Genomic DNA, 20168 nt, shown 5'->3' with positions numbered 1-20168 from the left:
TTTTTTATTCAGGTAAAGCATCTAAATCAGATAACTTAACTTGCCAGCTTGCTTTCTCAATTTTTTCCAAATACTCCTTTATTAAGTTAAATTCTTGATAGCTAAAATTTGGATTATTATAATTCTCTCTTTCATTAACTATTTCTTCTTCTGGATTTGAACCATTTATGATATACAAGTAATAATCAAAAGAGTCAAAACATTTGACTGCTCCGAACCTTACTACATAATCTCCACTACTAGCTTTTCCTCTTAGATTATAAACATCACCCATCAACTGTATCGTAAAATCACCTTGAAATTGCCAAGTTTTTCTAATTACTCCATTGTAAATTTTCTCCAGTAATTTTTGTATATATTCTAAACGAGTAATTTTTTCCTCGTGCATCTTAAAAATCATTTGTTCTGACATATTTTCTCCTTGTTCATTATTTTGCAAAGCTAAAATCCGTTGTTTAGCTAAGTTCAAAATCTCTTGATGATTTATTTCTGATTGTTTTACATCTTGTAATTCTAACCTTTCAACTAAATAACTATAAAGTTCTAAAGATTTTTCATAATTCTCTGGCTGATTCAACAAATCATCACCAGCTTTTAAAGTATCAAAAGCAAATTGATAATTCTCCTGCTGACAATGATGATAAAAAGCATCTATATAATCTGTTAAATCATCTTCCCAATCCCAATTTTCCAGCCAATCACCTTCTATATCATCAACATAAAGATGAATATAATCAGAACCATAAGTTTGTTTATCTAGCTGCAACTGTTGGGATGCTTCCAGATACTTTTCATCTACCTCGGAAGTTGACTGATTATAAATACTTACATTCTTAGTCATCTTTATTTATTTCTTCTTCTGTGTTCTCAACTGCAAAAGCTTCAATAGCAGTAAAAACTTGTTGTACTGTTTTCGGATGTAGAATCTTACCTGAATGAAAAGGAATCACTACTCTAACATTTTCTCGAAAATAAATTCTGTGACTACCTTTGCTTCTCATTTCTATAAAACCAGCATTTAATAGTAATTTTTCAGATTCTTTGGCAGTTAGTCGCGGCAGTTTAGGCAACTTTCACCTCCAAAGTCATAGTTAATATGTCTTTGTGCTGAAGTGCTTGTTTCTCAAATTCTGATAATGTTTCTATATATAATTCAACAGCTTCTTTGATATTTGCTTGTACTGTTTCTAATGAATCACCTTCAGATTGACATCCAGGAAGTTCAGGACAATAAGCATAATAGCCATGTTCATCTTTTTCAATGACAATACTAACTTTATAGGACATAAGTAACTTCTATTTGATGATTAATGACTGACTATTATATCATAGTTCATTATTTTGCATATCTATAGGAATCCGGTTTGATTCCTGATAGCGTTCACGCAGTGTGCCGTTCGCGGTAGCGTGCCGGAGGCATCAGGCATAGCGTGGCGTTAGCCATATTTTCCTACGTAGGAAGGCAAGAGGCAATCATGCAAGAGGTAAGAGGATTCAAGAATATAAAGGTGTACCGAGTTCCGTTCAAAAATCAAATAGGAGTCCTATAGCACAGGTTGGCGGAAATAAGATAACTATTAAAAGCTCGGAAATTGGTTGATTACAAGGCTTGAAAATGGTTCATTTACTTAAGCTGCACGGTACTAGTTAAAGATATTTATTCTGGGAAATAATTTGTTTTTCTTAATCGAAGTTTTCTTTGTCTGAATGATCATCTTCATTAGATTTTTTCATTCCTTCTTGGAAATTTCTGAGACTTTTTCCCAAGACTCCTCCCAATTCAGGAATTTTCTTCGGTCCAAAAATCAAAATCGCAACTATGGCAATAATCCCTACTTCCGGCCAGCCTAATCCAAACATGATGATTTTCCTCTTGAGTCACTGTAATTAACTATAGAATTTATTCTATTATAATTGGCATATTTAACCAATGACTTAATTCCCTGGCTAACCATTCCAGTTCTCCTACCGATTTAATCGGAAAATTATTAACACTAAACTCAAATTTTTCTACCCCTGCCCAAATTACCAATTTTGCAGGTACTTGAGTTTTATTCCCGTCTGAGTCTTTAGTAAAATATTGGGGTGTATAAACCAGTTTATTAATACTTTCTCTGGAAACTGAACGACAACGGGGGATTTTCCATTTCCCTAACTGGTGATTAAGAGAAATTTGTTGCTGATCTATATGTATGCTGACACCACCAAATAAGCCGTATACTATACCGTAAATCATCGAAAAACCTACACCCCAAAAAGGTAGGGAGAACAACGCAAAGGGTATATTACCGGGAAAAGGTGCAGAAAGAGCGCCAATAGTCCAAACTAAGATAAATAAATTCCAAAATATGGCAAAAAAACCCATAAACACCATTGAGGATTGAAAGCCAACGGGAGGAATAGTAATGTCTAAAGCATCTTCATTTTTTGTGAGTTTAACTTTACTACCCGCTGGTTTGTCCTGCTGCTGCTGTTGTTTGAGAGTCCAATTATTCTTATCCCAATACCAATCACCTCGTGTTAATTCTAATGGGATGATTTCTCTGGAAAAATCCTTTTGTAAAACAGACAAAGCTTCACTTGCAGAACTCAAGCGTTTTTCTAAACTAATTTGTGTCATCCACTTTAGCCAGTTGGTTAAACTGGGACTCAGGTTAGTTGCTTGCTCAAACTGAATGCAAAAATCCTTTTGGGGTAAATCTGCTGGGTGAGTCCCCGTTACCAAATATATCAGAGTTGCACCTAAACTATAAAGGTCAGAAGCGGGAACAGTACGCCCTCCAAACTGTTCCTGTGGCATATAACCATAAGTTCCGACAACAGTTCTTGTCCCTCCTTCTGTTGCTAGGACGGTCTGGACTGAACCAAAATCTATTAAATAAACTGGACCAACGCTATTACCAGAGCGCTCTCCTAATAAAATATTGCTAGGCTTAAGATCACGGTGGATAACTGTTGACACTCCCCGGTCTAAAGACACGGGGATTCTTAATCGAATAATTGCAAACACAACTGCTCGAATAATATCCGCTTTTCAGGTATTACCTTAGATGTACGGTTCCCCGCCTGATGCCGTTTGCCATTTCTGGCGGCATCGTTGCATAAAAGGGCGTTACTTTCTCCCAGTCCAGGAGTAGGCACTAACGATTGGTGCGTCGGCTTTTTACGTCTGTTGCTGACGAATTTCAAATTAGCTCTTCGTAAAATTGTCCGAGAAGCCTGAGTATCAGCATGGTCAATATGACCACAGTTTTCACAAATGAACTTTTCGCCATCTCTATTAGCTTTACTAATATGATGACAAGCCGAACATTCTTGAGAAGTAAATTTAGAATTAACGGATAATACTGGCTTACCAGACTTCAATGCCAGCCAAGCAATCTTAGAAAATAATTCGCCCCAACTGGCATCAGAAATAGAGCGATTTAATCCACGTTTTGCAGATTGACCATTAGCCATAAATCGTCCTTGCTGCCTTTTGGGTTTGCAGCGGGACTTCATAGCCTTAACATTTAGATCCTCTTGGACAATTGCCTCAGCGGTGTTAACAACTTTATTGGCTGCTTTCCATTGATGATCATTTCGCTTATCTGCAATCTTTTTATGTAGCTTGGCAACTATTTTCCCGGCTTTTTTGCGATTATTAGAACCCTTGATTTTGCGGTTAACTCGGCGCTGTCTGATTCTTAATTGACGGCGGACTTTTTTATTAGTTGCAAATTGAGGATTTTCAATAAACGAACCATCCGACAAAGAAATTAATTTATTAATTCCTACATCAATACCTACTGCTGATTTGACGGTTTCAATTTCTGTAACTTCAGGTAGGGATTCAGGTAACTCGAGTAATACACTCATGTACCAGCCGTCAGCTTCTTTAATCACTGTCACCGTTCTAATATCAGCATCTATTGGAATAGTACGACTATCAAAATAGCGCATAGTCCCCAGTCCAGGAAAGTAGGCATGGGAATAGCATCGGGGCTGATTAGATTCACGATTAACAGTTAATTTTACTTGTCCTGGCTTGAATTGAAATGTTTTAAAGTTGGCTGCTTTACGAAACGCAGGGAAACCCCTTTTGTGTTGAAAAAATCCGTTATAAGCAATATCTAATTTAGCTAAATTGCCTTGTAAAACATCTGAATTAATTCGGCTATACCATTCAGACTCAGAACGTAGTTCAGTTGTTCTCTTGCCTTGAATATCAGTCGCACTACCCCAGGTTAAACCATGCTTCTTACTATTTTTTGTTAACCCAGAGGACATTACACCATGCTTAACGACGGGGCAGGTCAAAGGGCAATAAGAGCCATATTCAATACGAGTATCTAAGTCTGAAAATGCACCATATTGGTAAATTACTGACTCGTCTGATTTCTGGTTATTAGTTTCAAATCCGCGCTGACGTTCTGCCAAACAATAATTTCTGTGTTTCCGTAAAGTAACAAGCCACTCAGACATTAAGGCTTGTTGCCCAATAGATGGTTGTAGCTTGAATCTCCAGCGTATTTGCACAGGTTTATTTTGTTGATGTGATTGACGATATAACTATTATATGGCAGTATTACAGTAATGTCAACCCAATATTGTATATGAAGAAAAAACCTCTAGCGGTGTACCTAGATGAAACTGAAAGAAAGAAACTTGAGGATATCGCCCAAGGTTGGGGAATGAGTCTTTCGTCAGCCTTAAAAAGATTAGTTAGAGAGAAATAAAATGTTGAAAAGATTTAATGACCCGCATCATGATCGAGAATATTGGAAGCGGTTAAAACCGCACGGGTAGGCTTTCCCCCGCGCTCTAAAGAGACGCGGCTCCCAGCCTTCCCGCGATCCCCTGGTGGATTTAAATTATGTAAATATATAAGAATCTCCAAAACGGATGAAGCGATTTCTTTAACTTCAATTTCTGTAAATTTTCTCCCAGTTTGTAAATATTGCTCTAGAGTTTGGGCTGGTATATAAGTTTGGACAAGGGCAAATCCTTGATATTTAGCGGAATTTACTTCAAAATAGTCTAAGTAGGCAGGAATCTGAGAATGTGATAAAGACTTTAAGGTTTGGGCTTCTCTCTCAAACAACTTGAGATCATCCCATTCAAAATCACTACCGAAAGCAAGTAACTTGACAATTACCGATTTTCCAGTTACTAAATCAGTAGCGAGAAAAGTCCTTCTGCCGGCTTTTTTGCCTAGCTGTTGTTGAAGTTCGTAACGATTAGCTAATATTTCCCTGTTCATCATTGCAGTTTCCTGATGTCACTTGTCAGTATTAGGTAGGTTGGCGTTGAAAATTGTCGTTATAGCAAGGCAAGAGTAAGGAAGTTTTCAGCGATTTTACGTTTCTTTACACAGTTTGGTTTTATTGTGTTCACCTACTTAGGGTTTGCTGGTAGCGTGGTGTTAGCCATACTCCTGAATGGGCGCAGTCCCTGCGCCTCTACCTCCTGATAGCGCAGCGTGGTGTTAGCCATACTTCTGATAGCGCAGCGTGGCGTTAGTCATAAGTAATTGGACAAAAATATTTACAGTCATTGCGAGCGAAGGGAAGCAATCACAACCCTGGCGATTGCTTCATTTCACTTCGTTCCATTTACAATGACATTGTGTAACTAATTCTGTCCCATTACTTACTTCTAGCCCTCACAGATAACTTTTTCAGCAAACTCTACTTAATACCAAAATTATCGTCCCTATTTCCAATTGTTAAATTTTAATTGTTAATTGTTAATTGCTTATGCCTTCCCCACTTTGGCCTTACATCACCCCAGGTATTCCCGACGAATTATTTGAGAATTTACCAGGTATTCCTCTGAGTCAGCGAGAATTAAGATTGTTGTTGATTTCCCAATTACGACTACAAGCTGATTCGGTATTGTGGGATATTGGTGCAGGAACAGGTACAATTCCTATAGAGGTAGGTTTATTGTGTCCCCAAGGACGGGTAATTGCTATCGAGAGGGACGAGGATGTTGCTAATCTAATTAGACGCAACTGCGATCGCTTTGAAGTCAAAAATGTCGAAGTCATTGAAGGTAGCGCTCCAGAATGCTTAGACCAAATCAAGTCAGCACCTGATCGCATCTGCATTGAGGGAGGAAAAGCCATACAGGAAATTGTCCAAGCTGCATGGCAGTATTTACCAACATCTGGTCGAGTGGTCGCCACTGCTGCTAATCTGGAAAATCTGTATACCATTTCTCAAAGCTTTTCTCAGTTAAGAGTTAGGAATATTGAAGTTGTCCAATCAGCAGTTAATCGCTTAGAAACACGGGGCTATTCTCAAACATTTGTAGCAGCCGATCCTATTTTCATTCTCAGTGGTGAGAAACTAGAGTGAACTACTCCGCCGTAAAACGGACGGAGCTTCCCAATTGATCGGGAATAGCCGCTAGAACGGCGACACTTACCTATCAGCTTGATTATCGCTTACGGCATTGGTGGTCAAGATACACGATATCTTACAAAAAATCCTGGCGATTCCTCATCCCCTGCTCACAATCCCCACCTTAGGATTACATTGAAGCTGGGGACTTCCACAAATTGTTAAATTCCTTCGGTTTTCGGTTTTGGGTTGCATCCAAAATCCAAAATCTAAAATCCCAAATATTATCCTATGCCCTGGTCTCGAATTATTAGTGGAATTGTTGCGATTATCATGGCGCTATCTACAACCCTATTGGGGGGTTGGTATTTTACGATAGCGATCGCTATTGTCGTATTTTTAGGTCAACAAGAATATTTTAATTTAGTCCGCTCTAGAGGCATAACACCCTCAGTTAAAACTACCATGATTGTTAGTCAAGTTCTACTGGCAATTTGTACCCTGAATGGTAGTTTAGCTGATGCAATTATGCCCATAGCCGGGACGCTTATTTGTTTTTACCTACTTTTTCAACCCAAATTAGCCACCATTGCGGATATTTCCGCTTCTATTATGGGTTTATTTTATGTAGGTTACTTACCAAGTTACTGGGTCAGGTTACGGGGTATTGATCATGCTATTAGCAGTAATTTACCTTTAGGTGGTTATTGGCCATCTAATTGGCAAGATATCGGACAAGGCAATTTGACTGCCTTTCCCACAGGTTTAACTGCGACTATCCTCACGTTCTTATGTATTTGGGCTGCGGATATTGGTGCTTATACTTTTGGTAAATTCTTCGGGAAAACTCGGTTATCAGATATTAGTCCCAAAAAAACCGTAGAAGGTGCAGTTTTTGGTATTAGTGCTAGTGTAGCTGTTGCGATCGCAGGAGCTTACTTTCTCAATTTTCCCGACTGGTTAATCACTGGTTGCACATTGGGTCTAATTATTGGTATTGCTAGTTTGTTAGGTGACTTAACAGAATCTTTGCTGAAGCGTGATGCTGGTGTCAAGGATTCAGGACAATTGATCCCTGGTCATGGAGGGATTTTAGATCGCACAGATAGCTATATTTTCACTGCTCCTCTAGTGTATTATTTCATCACCTTACTTTTACCTTTACTAGAAAAAACGCTGTAATAGTAACCAAGAGAAGATATAGTCTCCAGTTGCCCGTATCACTCACAATAGCCATATAATTTAAAGTAAATTCAGGGAATATTGAATTTTGATTTTTTAATGATTATGGGTTAATATTAATACGTCCATAACAACTAAGTTGTTCCGGTATCAGAGAAATTTTTTCGATATCAACATCTGTTCCCAGATTTATAATATAAGGAGCATTTCTTTCCCAAAGCACCTGCCGATCAGTCTTGATTTGAACCTGTGTTAATTGTAGTTCTTGACCATTGAGCAGTTCTAAGCCTAAATAAATATCGAAAAATGCCCCTTCTATCTCAGAGACTGGGATACCATTCAGGATCAATACCTGATTGTCAAGGGTGATTTTTCGCCAAGTAATGTCCTTGGAATTTAGGCTATATTCTGCTAATAGTGGAATCAGTACATCATTTATAGCTGTTAATAATAATGGAGATGACAGAGAATTATTAAGATCCTGTTCAGCGATTATCAGCTTACCAACTACAGGTACTATTGCTGATAATTGTAAAGGTTGTCCTTTCAAAATTGAAGCCACATTCAGTTGGATCTTTTCTGCCCGAAGTTCAATTTGTGTAGCATGAAGACCTTGATACACGGCATTACTAGCAGAAATTGATACTCCAGGAATGCAACCAGACAGCAATTGGCGATCGCTTGCTGTAATATGTACCTCTAAATGAGATACTTGATTCAATTGGCTTCTTAACCAAAGCTTAATCGCTGATGTTAAAACTTTTGTAATGATCCTGACTTTGCTGTTATTTTTATTTGGGGAACTTGGTTCTGTCATTTTTCGACGGTTATATCAATGTAAATATGCTCAAAACTTGAGTATCTTAAACAAACCTTAAATTTAACATGGAAGTTTGTTAACAACAAAATGCAAACATTAGCAGTATAAAAATATTCAAGGGAAGAATCACAATTTAAACATGGAGGCACGGTTACAAAAAATTCTCGCTCAATGGGGTATCGCCTCACGACGTGAAGCCGAAGAAATGATTAGGCAATCACGAGTATGTGTGAATGGGGTAATAGCACATTTAGGACAAAAAGTCGATCCTCACCAAGATAAAATCTCTATAGATGGTCAACCTGTACTGGGAGAACAGCGTCCATCCAAAATGTATCTATTACTGCATAAACCAGCAGGAATTGTCTCCACTTGTCATGATCCCCAAGGAAGACTGACGGTTTTGGATCTCCTCCCGTCAGTATTAAGAACCGGATGGGGTATTCACCCGGTTGGTCGTTTGGATGTAGACTCGACGGGAGCATTGATTTTAACCAATGATGGAGAATTGACCTATGGACTTACCCATCCCAGTCATAGTATTTCCAAGACCTACCGTGTTGTAGTTCAAGGACATCCCCCAGCAAAGGTTCTCGAAAAATGGAGTCAGGGTATAGTTCTGGAAGGAAGAATCACAAGACCTGCTCAGGTGCATCTGATTGAAAATTATATTGATCAAAGCTGTTTAGAGATAGTTTTACAAGAAGGAAGAAACCGTCAAATTCGTCGTATAGCCGAACAGTTGGGATATCCAGTCATTAAGCTACATCGCACGGCTATTGGTTCAATTCAATTAAAAACATCAACAACAGCATCCTTGCCATCTGGTAAATACCGTCATCTTACCCAGGATGAAATTAGTTTTTTAAATAAGCAGATAATTCGCACACCTATTAAGACAAAGCCGAGTTAAGGAGTAAAAGAAAAACATGAAATGGTTCAGAAAGAAGGGTAAACAGTCAATCAAACCTTCTATCCAGGAACATCAAGCCGAAAAGTTAGGGCAACTTGGCTCTCAACTAGGTTCGCTACGGCAGGAACAGGGTTTAACTCTAGATGAGTTAGTCGTATTCACCAGAATTCCTCGACGGCTTTTACAAGCCATTGAAGAAGGTAATTTAAGCGACTTACCAGAACCCATCTATGTTCAAGGCTTAATTAGACAGTTTGCAGACGCTTTAGGAATTCGTGGTGGAGAATTTGCTAGTCATTTCCCCATTGGTTCTCAATCAGTAAGTGTTCAATCAAATTGGAAAGTACAAGCTGTTCCTCAATTACGCCCTATTCATCTTTACCTGTTTTATATTGCACTAATTTTCTGCTCTGTTAACGGTTTATCCCAGTTGTTGAATAATTCGACTTTGCAAGCAAACAATCGCCAAATTCAACCAAAAACTGTAACCCAATTGGCAAAGCAAGAAGCGGTTAATAATACATTTATCAACAAGCAAGGGGATCAATCAGTACAAATTGGTGTCACCCTCAAGGCTTCATCTTGGATTAGTGTGGTTACGGATGGTAAAACAGCCTTTGAGGGAGTTTTACCACAAGGTTCTAGCCGCACCTGGAACGCCACCGAGCAACTGACAGTAAAAACTGATAATGCTGGTGGTGTGTTAATGAGTGTGAATCAGCAAAAAGCAAAGGAAATGGGAGAACTCGGCAAAGCTCAAGAAATCAACATCGCTGCCAAACCAAACCTATAGGAGTCAGGAGTCACCGAGTCAGGAGTCAGTAGGAAAATTCTTTCTCCCCCCCAACTCCCTCAACTCCCCCAACTCCCTCAACTCCCCCAACTCCCCCAACTCCCCCAACTCCCTCAACTCCCCCAACTCCCCCAACTCCCTCAACTCCCCCAACTCCCTCAACTCCCCCAACTCCCCCAACTCCCCAACTCCCCCAACTCCCCAACTCCCCAACTCCCCCAACTCCCCAACTCCCCCAACTCCCCCAACTCCCCCAACTCCCCCAACTCCCTCAACTCCCCCAACTCCCCCAACTCCCCCAACTCCCCCAACTCCCCCAACTCCCCGTCACCTATCACCTGCTTCCCTATAAGCGCGTCCGCAACGGAAAGTGAGAGTTTTTAGGCGATCGCTTAAATCTGGCGTTAATACCCCCGATTGGTAACGCCACTCCCAATTTCCCACTGCTGTACTGGGAAAATTCATCCGGGCTTGAGTCCCCAAACCTAATACATCCTGCAAAGGTATAATTGCTTGATTGGCAATAGAACTCAAAGCTAACCTAATTAAATCCCAGTTTATACCATCTGGACTGATACAACCCAAATACAACAATAGATTTTGCTTTTCGTAATCATTTGCAGCATTAAACCAGCCTACAGTCGTATCATTATCATGAGTACCAGTATAAACTACAGCATTTCGTGTGTAGTTAAAGGGTAAAAAAGGATTACCGGGATCAGAACCAAAGGCAAACTGCAATACTTTCATCCCTGGAAACTCAAACTGATCTCGCAGTGCTTCCACTTCTGGCGTAATAATTCCCAAATCCTCCGCCAAAACGGGTAACTTACCCAAATGCTTTCTAATTGCCTCAAATAAAGCCACTCCAGGTGCTTCAATCCATTCGCCATTCATGGCAGTCGTTTCTCCCTGGGGAACAGCCCAATAAGCCTCAAAACCCCGGAAATGATCAATGCGAATTATATCCACATAATCCAGCATCGCCTCAAAGCGTAATATCCACCATTTGAAATCTTGTTTTTGCAATTCTTCCCAGTTATAAACCGGATTTCCCCATAATTGACCAGTAGCGCTAAAGTAGTCCGGTGGAACTCCCGCCATTAAAGCCACTTCTCCCGTTTCTGCATCTAAAGCAAAAATCTCAGGATTAGCCCACACATCAGCACTATCATGGGCTACATAAATAGGGATATCACCAATAATCTCTATCCCATTGTCATTAGCATAGTTTTTCAGTTCTGACCACTGCCGGAAAAACTCATATTGAACAAACTTGTAATAAAAAATCTCCTCTGCTAATTCTTTTTCCATCTGAGCTAAAACTGCTGGTTCACGCTTTGCCAATTCTGGTTCCCAACTGTACCAGCTTGCACCATTTTGGATATCTTTAAGAGCCATAAATAGCGCATAATTATTTAACCAATAGCCTTTATCAGCACAAAACTTAGCAAAAGCTTGTTTTTGAGTTGAATTTGCTTTAATTTTAAAATCCTCACAAGCTTTAATGAGCAGATTGACCTTGACAGGGATCACCTCATTAAAATCTACCTTATCTATAGTAAAATCTGGTAAATCAGCCAAATCTTCGGCAATTAACAAACCCTCCTCTAACAACTTTTCTGGACTAATCAAAAAGTAATTTCCAGCCATTGCGGAGTAGCACATATAGGGAGAATTACCGTAACCAGTCGGGCCTAGCGGTAAAACTTGCCAATATTGCTGCTGACTATTTTTGAGAAAATCAATAAACCGATAAGCTTCCAAACCCAAATCCCCAATACCAAACCGACTGGGGAAAGAAGTAGGATGTAGTAAAATACCACTTGATCTAGGAAAAGGCATATTTAACCTGAAATATAGGAAAACGTAATTTTTTATAAATCACGCATCGAATTTATCATGCCATAGCCAGCGTTGACTGTTCTGATTCATGAAGAAATAGAAACAAGAGTAAATAATTAATCCAAAATCTAAAATCCAAAATCTAAAATTTTATGACTTACAGAAATCCTGCACCCACCGTTGATATCATTATTGAATTAATTGATAGACCTCATCGCCCCATTATCCTGATTGAAAGACATAATGAACCATTAGGTTGGGCGTTACCCGGTGGTTTTGTTGATTATGGTGAATCGCTGGAAAAGGCGGCAATTAGGGAAGCAGAGGAAGAAATAGGTTTAAAAGTAGAATTAGTCGAACAGTTATTAGTGTATTCTGATCCTAAGCGCGATCGCCGTCAGCATACGATTAGTATTGTTTTTTTAGCAACTGCTACGGGTGAACCTTTAGCGGGTGATGATGCTAAGAGTTTGGGTATTTTCTCGCCTTGGTGTGTTCCTGGTAATTTGTGTTTTGATCATGACCGGATTTTGCGGGATTATTGGCAATATAGAAATTATGGGATTCGTCCGAGGTTGGGGGTTTGAGATTGGAATGGGTTTCGCGCAAAGTCGCTAAGGAGCAAAGACGCAAATTCAGAGGAAGAAGAAATATGTAGGGGTAAAGCACAATGCTAAACCCAAGCTGTTTAATTTCCTGACTGTCTCAACAGATAGTCTAAAACTCGGTCAATTCGTTCCAATGCTGCATTAGTTGTCAATTGATATTCCTGAAACTGTGATTTCTGTTCTTCATAGTTTCGATCAAGTTTTAACATTAATGCTTCTAATCTTTCAGTTCTTGCCTTTGTTTCTTCTATCTCACTACCTGCTTTGTTAAATAGGCGCTGAGTATGAAAGATAAACTCATCAACTCTGCTTGATAATTGGTCAAGTTGTGTCTGAGTGCGGTCTTGTTTTGTACCTAACTCATCCAACATGATTTGAGTGCGGTCTTGTTTTGTACCTAACTCATCCAACATGATTTGAGTGCGGTCTTGTTTTGTACCTAACTCATCCAACATGATTTGAGTGCGGTCTTGTTTTGTACCTAACTCATCCAACATGATTTGAGTACGGTCTTGTTTTGTACCTAACTCATCAATCCGCCGATTAGCTGATTCAGCATAGGTAGCGGCTGAGATCAGTAGTTGACGAATGGTAGCAAATTCAGTTTCCACGCGGTCAAGTCTTTGTTCTGTAGTCATGTTAGTTCTTTTTGTTTTTGGTGTTTGCGCTTCGCTATGGCATCACTGATAAGTATTTTTACAATTTGGCTCATTGAGCGTTTTTCGTTTTTCGCTGCCGTTGATATTTCTGCATAAAGCTTCAAATCATCCTCATCAGTGAAATATATGTTTAGTCTTTTTCCTTCAGGCATAATGGCAATGCTGGGTATTTCTATGCTTTCATTTTCTCTTGATTTTCCTTTTTTTGTCATGCAGTGTTATATAGTGCTATCGTAACACCATAATTATTGATGAGGCAATATTGCCATCACCTGTACTTTAACGATTAGACATCTGGTGAAAATTAAATATGCGTGGCATGAAACCCCTGTAGAGACGTTCCATGGAACGTCTCTACAATCTTTACCGGAGATGTCTATTTAACCGGCGCGAATATTTATGGTGCAACCTTTAAAAATGCCGACCTCACAGGTGCGATAATGCCAGATGGAGAAGTTTACAAAACATCTACAGATTTAGAATTCGGTAAACCAGAAACACCATTAACAAAAGAGCCAAAAGAGATATATATGACTCGTAAAGTAATCCGTACCGATAAAGCCCCTGCACCAGTTGGACCATACAATCAAGCAATTCTCGCTTCTGGGCAAATGTTGTTTGTAGCTGGACAAATTGCCATAGATCCCCGTTTAGGTGATGTTGTCTACACCGAAGATGTAGTCAAGCAAACTGAACAGGTAATGAAAAATATTGAAGCTATCCTGACAGAAGCAGGGGCTACATTTGCCGATGTGGTAAAAACTGGTGTATTCTTAGCTGATATGAATGATTTCGCCGCTGTAAATGCGGTTTATGCAAAATATTTTTCCGAAGATACCGCCCCTGCGCGTGCTTGTGTGGAGGTTTCCCGTTTGCCTAAAAATGTGTTGGTAGAAATTGATTGTATTGCTGTTATTGGTGGTTAATTATCCTGTGGGGTAGAAACAGCTAGATAATTTCTACCCATAACTATCCTTATCTTACTGTTTGTCTAAGTCTTCAATAAGTTGATCAACAAAATCCCTTAACCGTTGCGGCCAGTCAGGGACGGTTTTAATTTTCTCCCTTTGCCCTTTCCGACCTTTAAAACAAATTGGTTGAGCGTCTAACTCAGCTTTGAGGATTTTTTTAGCACCAAGTTTATTATTTTTCTCAAATCTCATTGACATTAACCTTAATCGTTGGTATACTTACTATAATATAACATTGAAAGGTCGAATCAATGCTTTTATCATTCAAAACTGCACTAATTCCAAATAACCGACAGATTACAGCTTTTCGCAAGGCTTCTGGAGTAGCTAGACACGCCTATAACTGGGCAAATGCTCAAGTTATAGATATTTTAGCTACTCGCAAAGAAGGCGAAAAACTTAAATTACCATCAGCGATTGACTTGCATAAAAAGTTAGTCGCCGAGGTTAAATCTGAACACGCTTGGTATTACGAAGTTAACAAAAATGTCCCACAAAAGGCGTTAACTGACTTACGCCAAGCATGGGATAGGTGTTTTTCCAAAACATCGAAACAACCCCGATTCAAGAAAAAAGGACAGCACGATTCTTTTTATTTAGAGTCAGGGACTAAGGCGAAACCGTTAATTAAAAACGATGGTAAAAGAATTAAATTACCGTCAATCGGTTGGGTACGATTGTATGAGTTCAAACGACAGTTAGAGTATAAAACCGAGAAGTTCGGGAGTGAATTAATCCTTGTGGATAGGTTCTTCCCCAGTTCTCAAATATGCTCTAACTGTGGGAATCATCGTCATAAAATGCCATTAAAAAACCGCGTTTATGTTTGTCCTGATTGTGGCTATAAAGCCGATAGGGACTTAAATGCAGCGCGGAACATTGACCGATGGTTTGCGGATATTTTTATCCCTGTAGCGTAGCGGTTCCTTTTAGGAACTACGGTCAGAAACGGTAAGTTCTACCGAGATTGTCTGTCGAGTGGAAAAACCTCTTAGAAGTCATTCTAAGACCACGATGAAGCAGAAAGTAAACACCAAAATTATCGCTGTCCAGATGTGTCTAGATTTTGGTAATTTTGGGTAAGTTTTATAGAACGGCAATGCCCAATCTACTTTTATTTTTCTGGTTCGATACCTAATGCTTTTAATTGGGCAGCTAATTTGTCAGCACGTTGTTTTTGTTGTTCTATCTCTTGTTGTTTTTGTTCTACTAATTCTGAACTCCACAACAGCAAATTTCCCTGTTCGTCCCACCATCTTAACCATTTACTAGTGAGGTTTTCCCTTGTCCCTTCCCACACTCCCAAGTAAAGGTTCATTTCCTCTATCCAGTAACGTTGGTTTTCATGAGGATTTTGTAAGGTGTACAAACCTGTATTAGAGTTTAGCTGATAAAATTCTAAACTACCGCTATCTGGTTCAAAAATGGCGTAATTAGGTACTTTTAAGATTTTTTCATAGAAAAACCATTTTCCAGGGGGATAAGTAGGTTTACTGGAATATTCTGTTCCGTCTGTATCAGAAATAAATTCCATCACTATTACGGGAATATCTCCCTGTATTTGGGGTGTATAACTACGAAAGACTTCTTGCTTCGTGACGCGAATTTCAGGTATATAAGCCCAATCAGGAGCTTTAATGACAATTTTGCTATTGACGGTGGCACAGATACCGTAGTTAGTCGGTGTGAGGCAATTTGGGGGAAGTTTACCGGCTAGTTGGAGGCTTTCAGTCAGGGCAGCGGCTTGGGCTGGTTGGTAGATGTTGTCCACTGGATCATCTGGGAGAATGTAATCATCGGGTAGTTTTTCCCAAGTGATTTGGTATGCTTGGGTAGCAATAATCATGATGGGTTTTCTTGTATTCAGGTTGTAAATTCTAGTTTAACTAGTTAACCCTGTTATGTCACTCTCGGAAAACAATAATTGAATCCATTTTTTGTAACTCTTATTTCATCAAGGGTTGGCACTTTTTTTATGTATTAAAAAATAAAATTGCTGCATAAAATGTCAAAACCAAAGCTCCATAAACCTCCCAGGTATTGAATTTTCCCAATCTGACAGAAGAGGATTAACTTCATTTCTCTCGGACCGAAATGTGGGTTTGAAACCCCCATTCCAGCTAAAAAAGTTTTTTCCTTTTCCCTCTCCTCTTACAGCGATTTCCAATCTTATGAGGTACATCTTAGCCCCCTCATCGCTTGCGGGGAGGGGGTTGGGGGCGGGGTTCTTGTTCCGGGTTTGATGACAATTTGCTGTAGGAGAGGGTTAGGGAGAGGTAGGGAAGGGGGGTTAGGTTTCTGAAGATTATCGGTTTCATCTAATACTTTTCAAACACCCTACTTAGGAAGACCTTTACCTATTCGCTAAATATTGATACATTTCCCATCTAGCATTAACTTCCATTTGCGCTTGTTCTAGCAACAACTTGGCAACCTCCGGTTTACTTTTCGTCAACATCTTAAATCGGTTCTCTTGGTACATTGACTTCTCCACCGATTCAGAAGGTGCTTTCATATCCAATTGTAGGGGATTTTTACCCTGTTCTTGTAATGCCGGATTATAGCGATATAACAACCATCTTCCTGAGTCTACTAGAGCCTTTTGCTGATGTAAACCTTTGGTCATATCAATCCCGTGAGCAATACAATGACTGTAAGCAATAATGATTGATGGACCGTCAAAAGCTTCCGCTTCTAAAAATGCTTTGAGTGTATGTTCATCACGCGCACCTAAGGCTACACTCGCTACATAAACATTACCATAAGTCATGGCCATTAAACCCAAATCTTTCTTGGGTGCGGGTTTTCCACCAGTTGCATATTTAGCAACTGCGGCTTTTGGTGTGGCTTTAGAAGATTGTCCTCCAGTGTTAGAATAAACTTCTGTATCCATCACCAAAATGTTCACATTGCGCCCTGTGGAAATTACATGATCAATTCCACCAAAGTCTATATCATACGCCCAACCATCACCCCCAACTATCCACACACTTTTCTTGACTAAATAATCAGCGAGGGATTTGAGATTTTGGATTTTGGATTTGAGATTTGCGTCTTTTATAGTTTCCGCAATCTCAGCTAATTTGTGGTTGAGAATGACAATTCTTTCCCGTTGTTCCCAAATATCAGCTTCGGTTTTTTGTTCAGCTTTGAGAATGGCATTAACTAAATTATCGCCAATTTCACTACTTAATTGTGACAATAATTCTCCTGCAAATTCCCCTTGTTTGTCTATAGATAAACGATAACCAAAACCAAATTCGGCGTTATCTTCAAATAAACTATTAGACCATGCAGGACCTCTACCGTCAGCGTTTTGACTCCAAGGAGTTGTGGGGAGATTTCCACCGTAAATGGAAGAACAGCCGGTGGCGTTGGCAACGAGTGAGCGATCGCCAAACAATTGTGTTAATAATTTAAGGTAGGGCGTTTCTCCACAACCAGCACAAGCACCGGAAAATTCAAACAACGGTTCTTGTAATTGCTGCTGACGAATTTGGCTTACCTTCAAAGTTTTCCGGTCTGGATTTGGTAAACTCAAAAAGAAATTCCAGTTTTCCCGTTCCTGTTCCCGCAACGGTAACTGGGGACTCATATTAATCGCCTTGAGGGTGGGTTCTGCCTTGTTTTTGGCAGGACAGACACTCACGCAAATTTCGCAGCCTGTACAGTCTTCTGGGGCTACCTGAATGGTGAATTTCTGGTTAGCAAAGCTCTTATCTTTGGCATTAGTGGACTTAAAAGATATGGGTGCGTTGACTAAGTCACTGGATTGATAAGCTTTGGCGCGAATAGCAGCGTGAGGACAAACCATCACACATTTACCGCATTGAACGCAGACATCAGCCTCCCAAACGGGGATTTCCTCCGCAACGTTGCGTTTTTCCCATTTTGCAGTTCCACTGGGGAAAGTTCCGTCAGCAGGTAACGCACTTACAGGTAAATCATCACCTTCCCAAACCATGATTTTGCTAAGAACATTCTCGACAAATTTGGGTGCATTATTTTGTAGAAATCTTGCGTTATTTTGTAGAGATGTTCCATGGAACGTCTCTACATTTACAGAATGGAGATTTTCTAGGGTGTTGTCTACGGCTTTTAAATTCATCTTGACAACTTCCGCGCCTTTTTTGCCATAGGTTTTTTCTATGGCTTGTTTGATTTTAGCGATCGCTTCTCTTTCTGGCAATACCCCTGCTAAAGCAAAGAAACACACCTGCATGATAGTGTTAATTCTGTGTCCCATACCACTATCTTTTGCCACTTGACTAGCATTAATAGTATAAACTTTCAGGTTCTTGTCAATAATTTGCTGTTGGACTTTTGAAGGTAGATTTTCCCAAACCTGATCAGCATCATAAGGACTATTTAACAACAAAGTCGCTCCCGGTGCAGCAGCTTTTAAAATATCAATAGTTTCCACAAATCCCCAATGGTGACAACCGATAAAATTAGCCTTGTCTATCAGGTAAGTTGAGCGAATTGTTCCAGTTCCAAACCGTAAATGAGAAACTGTCATAGAACCGGACTTTTTAGAATCATAAACAAAGTAACCTTGGGCGTTATTTTCTGTACCTTCCCCGATGATTTTGATGGAGTTTTTATTTGCCCCTACTGTACCATCTGAACCTAAACCATAGAACATTGCCCGAACCACATGATCTGGTTCTGTAGAGAAATTGGCATCAAAATTCAAAGAAGTGAAAGTGACATCATCATTAATACCAATTGTGAAATGATTTTTGGGTTTAAGTTGAGTCAGATTATCAAAAATACTCTTCACCATTGCGGGAGTAAATTCCTTAGAAGACAGTCCATATCTGCCGCCAACAATTTTCGGGAACGTAGTTTTTTTCCACCCTTCATAAATAGCTGTCACCACATCTAAATATAAAGGTTCTCCTGCACTTCCAGCTTCTTTAGTTCTATCAAGAACAGCAATAGATTTAACACTATTTGGTAATGCTTCTATAAATCTGGCAACATCAAAAGGACGGAAAAGCCGCACTTTGATAACTCCGACTTTTTCCCCTTGATTGTTGAGATAATCCACAGTTTCATGGACAGTTTCACAACCAGAACCCATAATCACAATTACTCTTTCTGCCTTGGGTGCGCCATGATATTCATAGAGTTTGTAATATCTGCCTGTGCGTTCTCCAAATTTATCCATTATTGTTTGAACAATATCAGCACAACCATCATAATAAGGGTTTGCACCTTCACGAGATTGAAAATAAACATCAGGATTTTGTGCCGTTCCTCGTAATACTGGTTTATCTGGAGTTAAGCACCGTTGACGATGTGCAAATACTAAAGATTGGGGAATGAAAGCTTGTAAATCCTCATCAGATAACAACTCAACTTTCTGCACTTCATGGGAAGTTCTAAACCCATCAAAAAAGTGCATAAATGACACTCTTGCTGCTAAAGTTGCCGCATGAGAAATTAAAGCAAAATCATGACTTTCCTGCACAGAAGCTGAACACAAAAAAGCGAAGCCAGTCGCCCTTGCAGCCATAACATCACTATGATCACCGAAAATAGATAAAGCATGAGTAGCTAAGGAACGGGCAGAAACATGAATAACAAAACTGGTTAATTCTCCGGCAATTTTGTACAAGTTAGGAATCATTAATAATAATCCCTGAGAAGCGGTGAAAGTTGTACTTAATGCCCCCGTTTGTAATGCCCCATGGACAGCAGCAGCAGCCCCTCCTTCGCTTTGCATTTGGGTAACACTGGGAACAGTTCCCCAAAGATTTGGTTTATTTTCCGACATCCAAGCATCAGCCCATTCACCCATATTTGAAGATGGGGTAATCGGATAAATAGCAATTACTTCATTCAATTTGTAAGCTACACGGGCAACGGCTTCGTTACCATCAATTGTGGCATAAGATTTGGGCATGATTTTCCTTCTGTGTCTCTTTTGGTGGTTGTTTCAATTTTCCGTAGGGTGCGTCAGATTGATAAATAGTCGAATTTAAGGATGATTTAACGTCTGACGCACCTTACTAATCTATGCAGAGAAACCAAAAAGATAAGCAT

19 protein-coding genes and 3 pseudogenes are annotated in these 20168 nt (G+C 39.6%); 8 read left to right on the top strand and 14 right to left on the bottom strand.

Annotation, left to right across the window (positions count from 1 at the left end):
* Window positions 1–4 precede the first annotated feature (4 nt).
* The 6 genes and pseudogenes from NG743_RS01310 to NG743_RS01285 all read right to left on the bottom strand — a co-directional run bounded on the left by NG743_RS01310 (window position 5) and on the right by NG743_RS01285 (window position 4464).
* Complete coding sequence (locus NG743_RS01310; RefSeq protein ID WP_257121320.1) at window positions 5–841, bottom strand: hypothetical protein; 837 nt, start codon at window positions 839–841, stop codon at window positions 5–7.
* The gene (locus NG743_RS01305; protein WP_027400864.1) at window positions 834–1070 is read right to left on the bottom strand and encodes a type II toxin-antitoxin system HicA family toxin; all 237 of its coding nucleotides are present in this window, start codon (window positions 1068–1070) and stop codon (window positions 834–836) included. Before NG743_RS01305 ends, NG743_RS01310 begins: the two co-directional genes overlap by 8 nt.
* On the bottom strand, window positions 1063–1287 hold the full coding sequence (locus NG743_RS01300) for a type II toxin-antitoxin system HicB family antitoxin (protein ID WP_027400865.1): 225 nt from the start codon (window positions 1285–1287) through the stop codon (window positions 1063–1065). Before NG743_RS01300 ends, NG743_RS01305 begins: the two co-directional genes overlap by 8 nt.
* A 396-nt stretch (window positions 1288–1683) precedes the next feature.
* Entirely contained in the window at window positions 1684–1860 is a 177-nt protein-coding gene (gene tatA / locus NG743_RS01295) for a twin-arginine translocase TatA/TatE family subunit (RefSeq protein WP_257121319.1), read from the bottom strand.
* A 40-nt stretch (window positions 1861–1900) separates the two neighbouring features.
* A pseudogene (locus NG743_RS01290) lies at window positions 1901–2953 on the bottom strand (serine/threonine protein kinase); the annotation flags it as partial.
* Window positions 2954–2988: 35 nt separating this feature from the next.
* Window positions 2989–4464, bottom strand: coding sequence for an RNA-guided endonuclease InsQ/TnpB family protein (locus NG743_RS01285; protein ID WP_257121318.1), 1476 nt, complete (start codon window positions 4462–4464; stop codon window positions 2989–2991).
* Between the two features lie 131 nt (window positions 4465–4595).
* Between NG743_RS01285 and NG743_RS01280 the strand changes: the two genes are divergently transcribed.
* The gene (locus tag NG743_RS01280; protein WP_027400631.1) at window positions 4596–4718 is read left to right on the top strand and encodes a histone H1; all 123 of its coding nucleotides are present in this window, start codon (window positions 4596–4598) and stop codon (window positions 4716–4718) included.
* Window positions 4719–4840: 122 nt separating this feature from the next.
* On the opposite strand, the pseudogene NG743_RS01275 reads toward NG743_RS01280, so the two are convergent.
* Window positions 4841–5245 (bottom strand): annotated as a pseudogene (locus NG743_RS01275) (serine/threonine protein kinase); the annotation flags it as partial.
* Window positions 5246–5738: 493 nt separating this feature from the next.
* Between NG743_RS01275 and cbiT the strand changes: the two are divergent.
* A complete protein-coding gene (gene cbiT, locus NG743_RS01270; RefSeq protein ID WP_027400867.1) occupies window positions 5739–6341 on the top strand; it encodes a precorrin-6Y C5,15-methyltransferase subunit CbiT in 603 nt (200 codons plus the stop codon).
* A gap of 276 nt (window positions 6342–6617) precedes the next feature.
* Entirely contained in the window at window positions 6618–7508 is an 891-nt protein-coding gene (locus tag NG743_RS01265; RefSeq protein WP_027400868.1) for a phosphatidate cytidylyltransferase, read from the top strand.
* A gap of 103 nt (window positions 7509–7611) precedes the next feature.
* Here the strand turns inward: NG743_RS01265 and NG743_RS01260 are convergent, their stop codons facing one another.
* Complete coding sequence (locus NG743_RS01260) at window positions 7612–8325, bottom strand: LmeA family phospholipid-binding protein (protein ID WP_257121316.1); 714 nt, start codon at window positions 8323–8325, stop codon at window positions 7612–7614.
* Window positions 8326–8467: 142 nt separating this feature from the next.
* Here NG743_RS01260 and NG743_RS01255 point away from each other — a divergent pair, with 142 nt between their 5' ends.
* Together NG743_RS01255 and NG743_RS01250 are read left to right on the top strand one after the other, a co-directional pair.
* Complete coding sequence (locus NG743_RS01255; protein WP_257121315.1) at window positions 8468–9241, top strand: pseudouridine synthase; 774 nt, start codon at window positions 8468–8470, stop codon at window positions 9239–9241.
* 16 nt (window positions 9242–9257) lie between these two features.
* Window positions 9258–10034: a helix-turn-helix domain-containing protein gene (locus NG743_RS01250; RefSeq protein WP_027400871.1), complete on the top strand. Its 777-nt coding sequence runs from the start codon at window positions 9258–9260 to the stop codon at window positions 10032–10034.
* Between the two features lie 327 nt (window positions 10035–10361).
* Here the strand turns inward: NG743_RS01250 and malQ are convergent, their stop codons facing one another.
* Window positions 10362–11879: a 4-alpha-glucanotransferase gene (gene malQ / locus NG743_RS01245; protein WP_193964539.1), complete on the bottom strand. Its 1518-nt coding sequence runs from the start codon at window positions 11877–11879 to the stop codon at window positions 10362–10364.
* A 152-nt stretch (window positions 11880–12031) separates the two neighbouring features.
* Here malQ and NG743_RS01240 point away from each other — a divergent pair, with 152 nt between their 5' ends.
* On the top strand, window positions 12032–12466 hold the full coding sequence (locus tag NG743_RS01240; protein WP_027400873.1) for an NUDIX domain-containing protein: 435 nt from the start codon (window positions 12032–12034) through the stop codon (window positions 12464–12466).
* Between the two features lie 101 nt (window positions 12467–12567).
* Here the strand turns inward: NG743_RS01240 and NG743_RS01235 are convergent, their stop codons facing one another.
* A complete protein-coding gene (locus tag NG743_RS01235; protein ID WP_193964541.1) occupies window positions 12568–13125 on the bottom strand; it encodes a 6-aminohexanoate hydrolase in 558 nt (185 codons plus the stop codon).
* The gene (locus tag NG743_RS01230; RefSeq protein ID WP_027400875.1) at window positions 13122–13358 is read right to left on the bottom strand and encodes a ribbon-helix-helix domain-containing protein; all 237 of its coding nucleotides are present in this window, start codon (window positions 13356–13358) and stop codon (window positions 13122–13124) included. The genes NG743_RS01235 and NG743_RS01230 overlap by 4 nt, the downstream gene beginning before the upstream one ends.
* Before the next feature lie 168 nt (window positions 13359–13526).
* On the opposite strand from NG743_RS01230, the pseudogene NG743_RS01225 reads away from it, so the two are divergent.
* Window positions 13527–14072, top strand: a pseudogene (locus NG743_RS01225) (RidA family protein); the annotation flags it as partial.
* Window positions 14073–14126: 54 nt separating this feature from the next.
* On the opposite strand, the gene NG743_RS01220 reads toward NG743_RS01225, so the two are convergent.
* On the bottom strand, window positions 14127–14315 hold the full coding sequence (locus tag NG743_RS01220) for a hypothetical protein (RefSeq protein ID WP_306459806.1): 189 nt from the start codon (window positions 14313–14315) through the stop codon (window positions 14127–14129).
* Window positions 14316–14368: 53 nt separating this feature from the next.
* Between NG743_RS01220 and NG743_RS01215 the strand changes: the two genes are divergently transcribed.
* Window positions 14369–15037 (top strand): RNA-guided endonuclease InsQ/TnpB family protein, encoded by a 669-nt coding sequence (locus NG743_RS01215; RefSeq protein WP_257120970.1) that lies wholly within the window; start codon window positions 14369–14371, stop codon window positions 15035–15037.
* A 194-nt stretch (window positions 15038–15231) separates the two neighbouring features.
* Here NG743_RS01215 and NG743_RS01210 read toward each other — a convergent pair whose 3' ends face one another.
* Both NG743_RS01210 and nifJ read right to left on the bottom strand, forming a co-directional pair.
* Complete coding sequence (locus tag NG743_RS01210) at window positions 15232–15963, bottom strand: Uma2 family endonuclease (protein ID WP_027400876.1); 732 nt, start codon at window positions 15961–15963, stop codon at window positions 15232–15234.
* A gap of 507 nt (window positions 15964–16470) precedes the next feature.
* Window positions 16471–20028, bottom strand: a complete 3558-nt coding sequence (gene nifJ / locus NG743_RS01205; protein WP_027400877.1) for a pyruvate:ferredoxin (flavodoxin) oxidoreductase — start codon at window positions 20026–20028, stop codon at window positions 16471–16473.
* Window positions 20029–20168: the final 140 nt, after the last annotated feature.

It is taken from the genome of Dolichospermum heterosporum TAC447, assembly GCF_024584745.1.
GTDB lineage: Bacteria > Cyanobacteriota > Cyanobacteriia > Cyanobacteriales > Nostocaceae > Dolichospermum > Dolichospermum heterosporum.
This window is presented reverse-complemented; position numbering and strand designations above follow the sequence as displayed.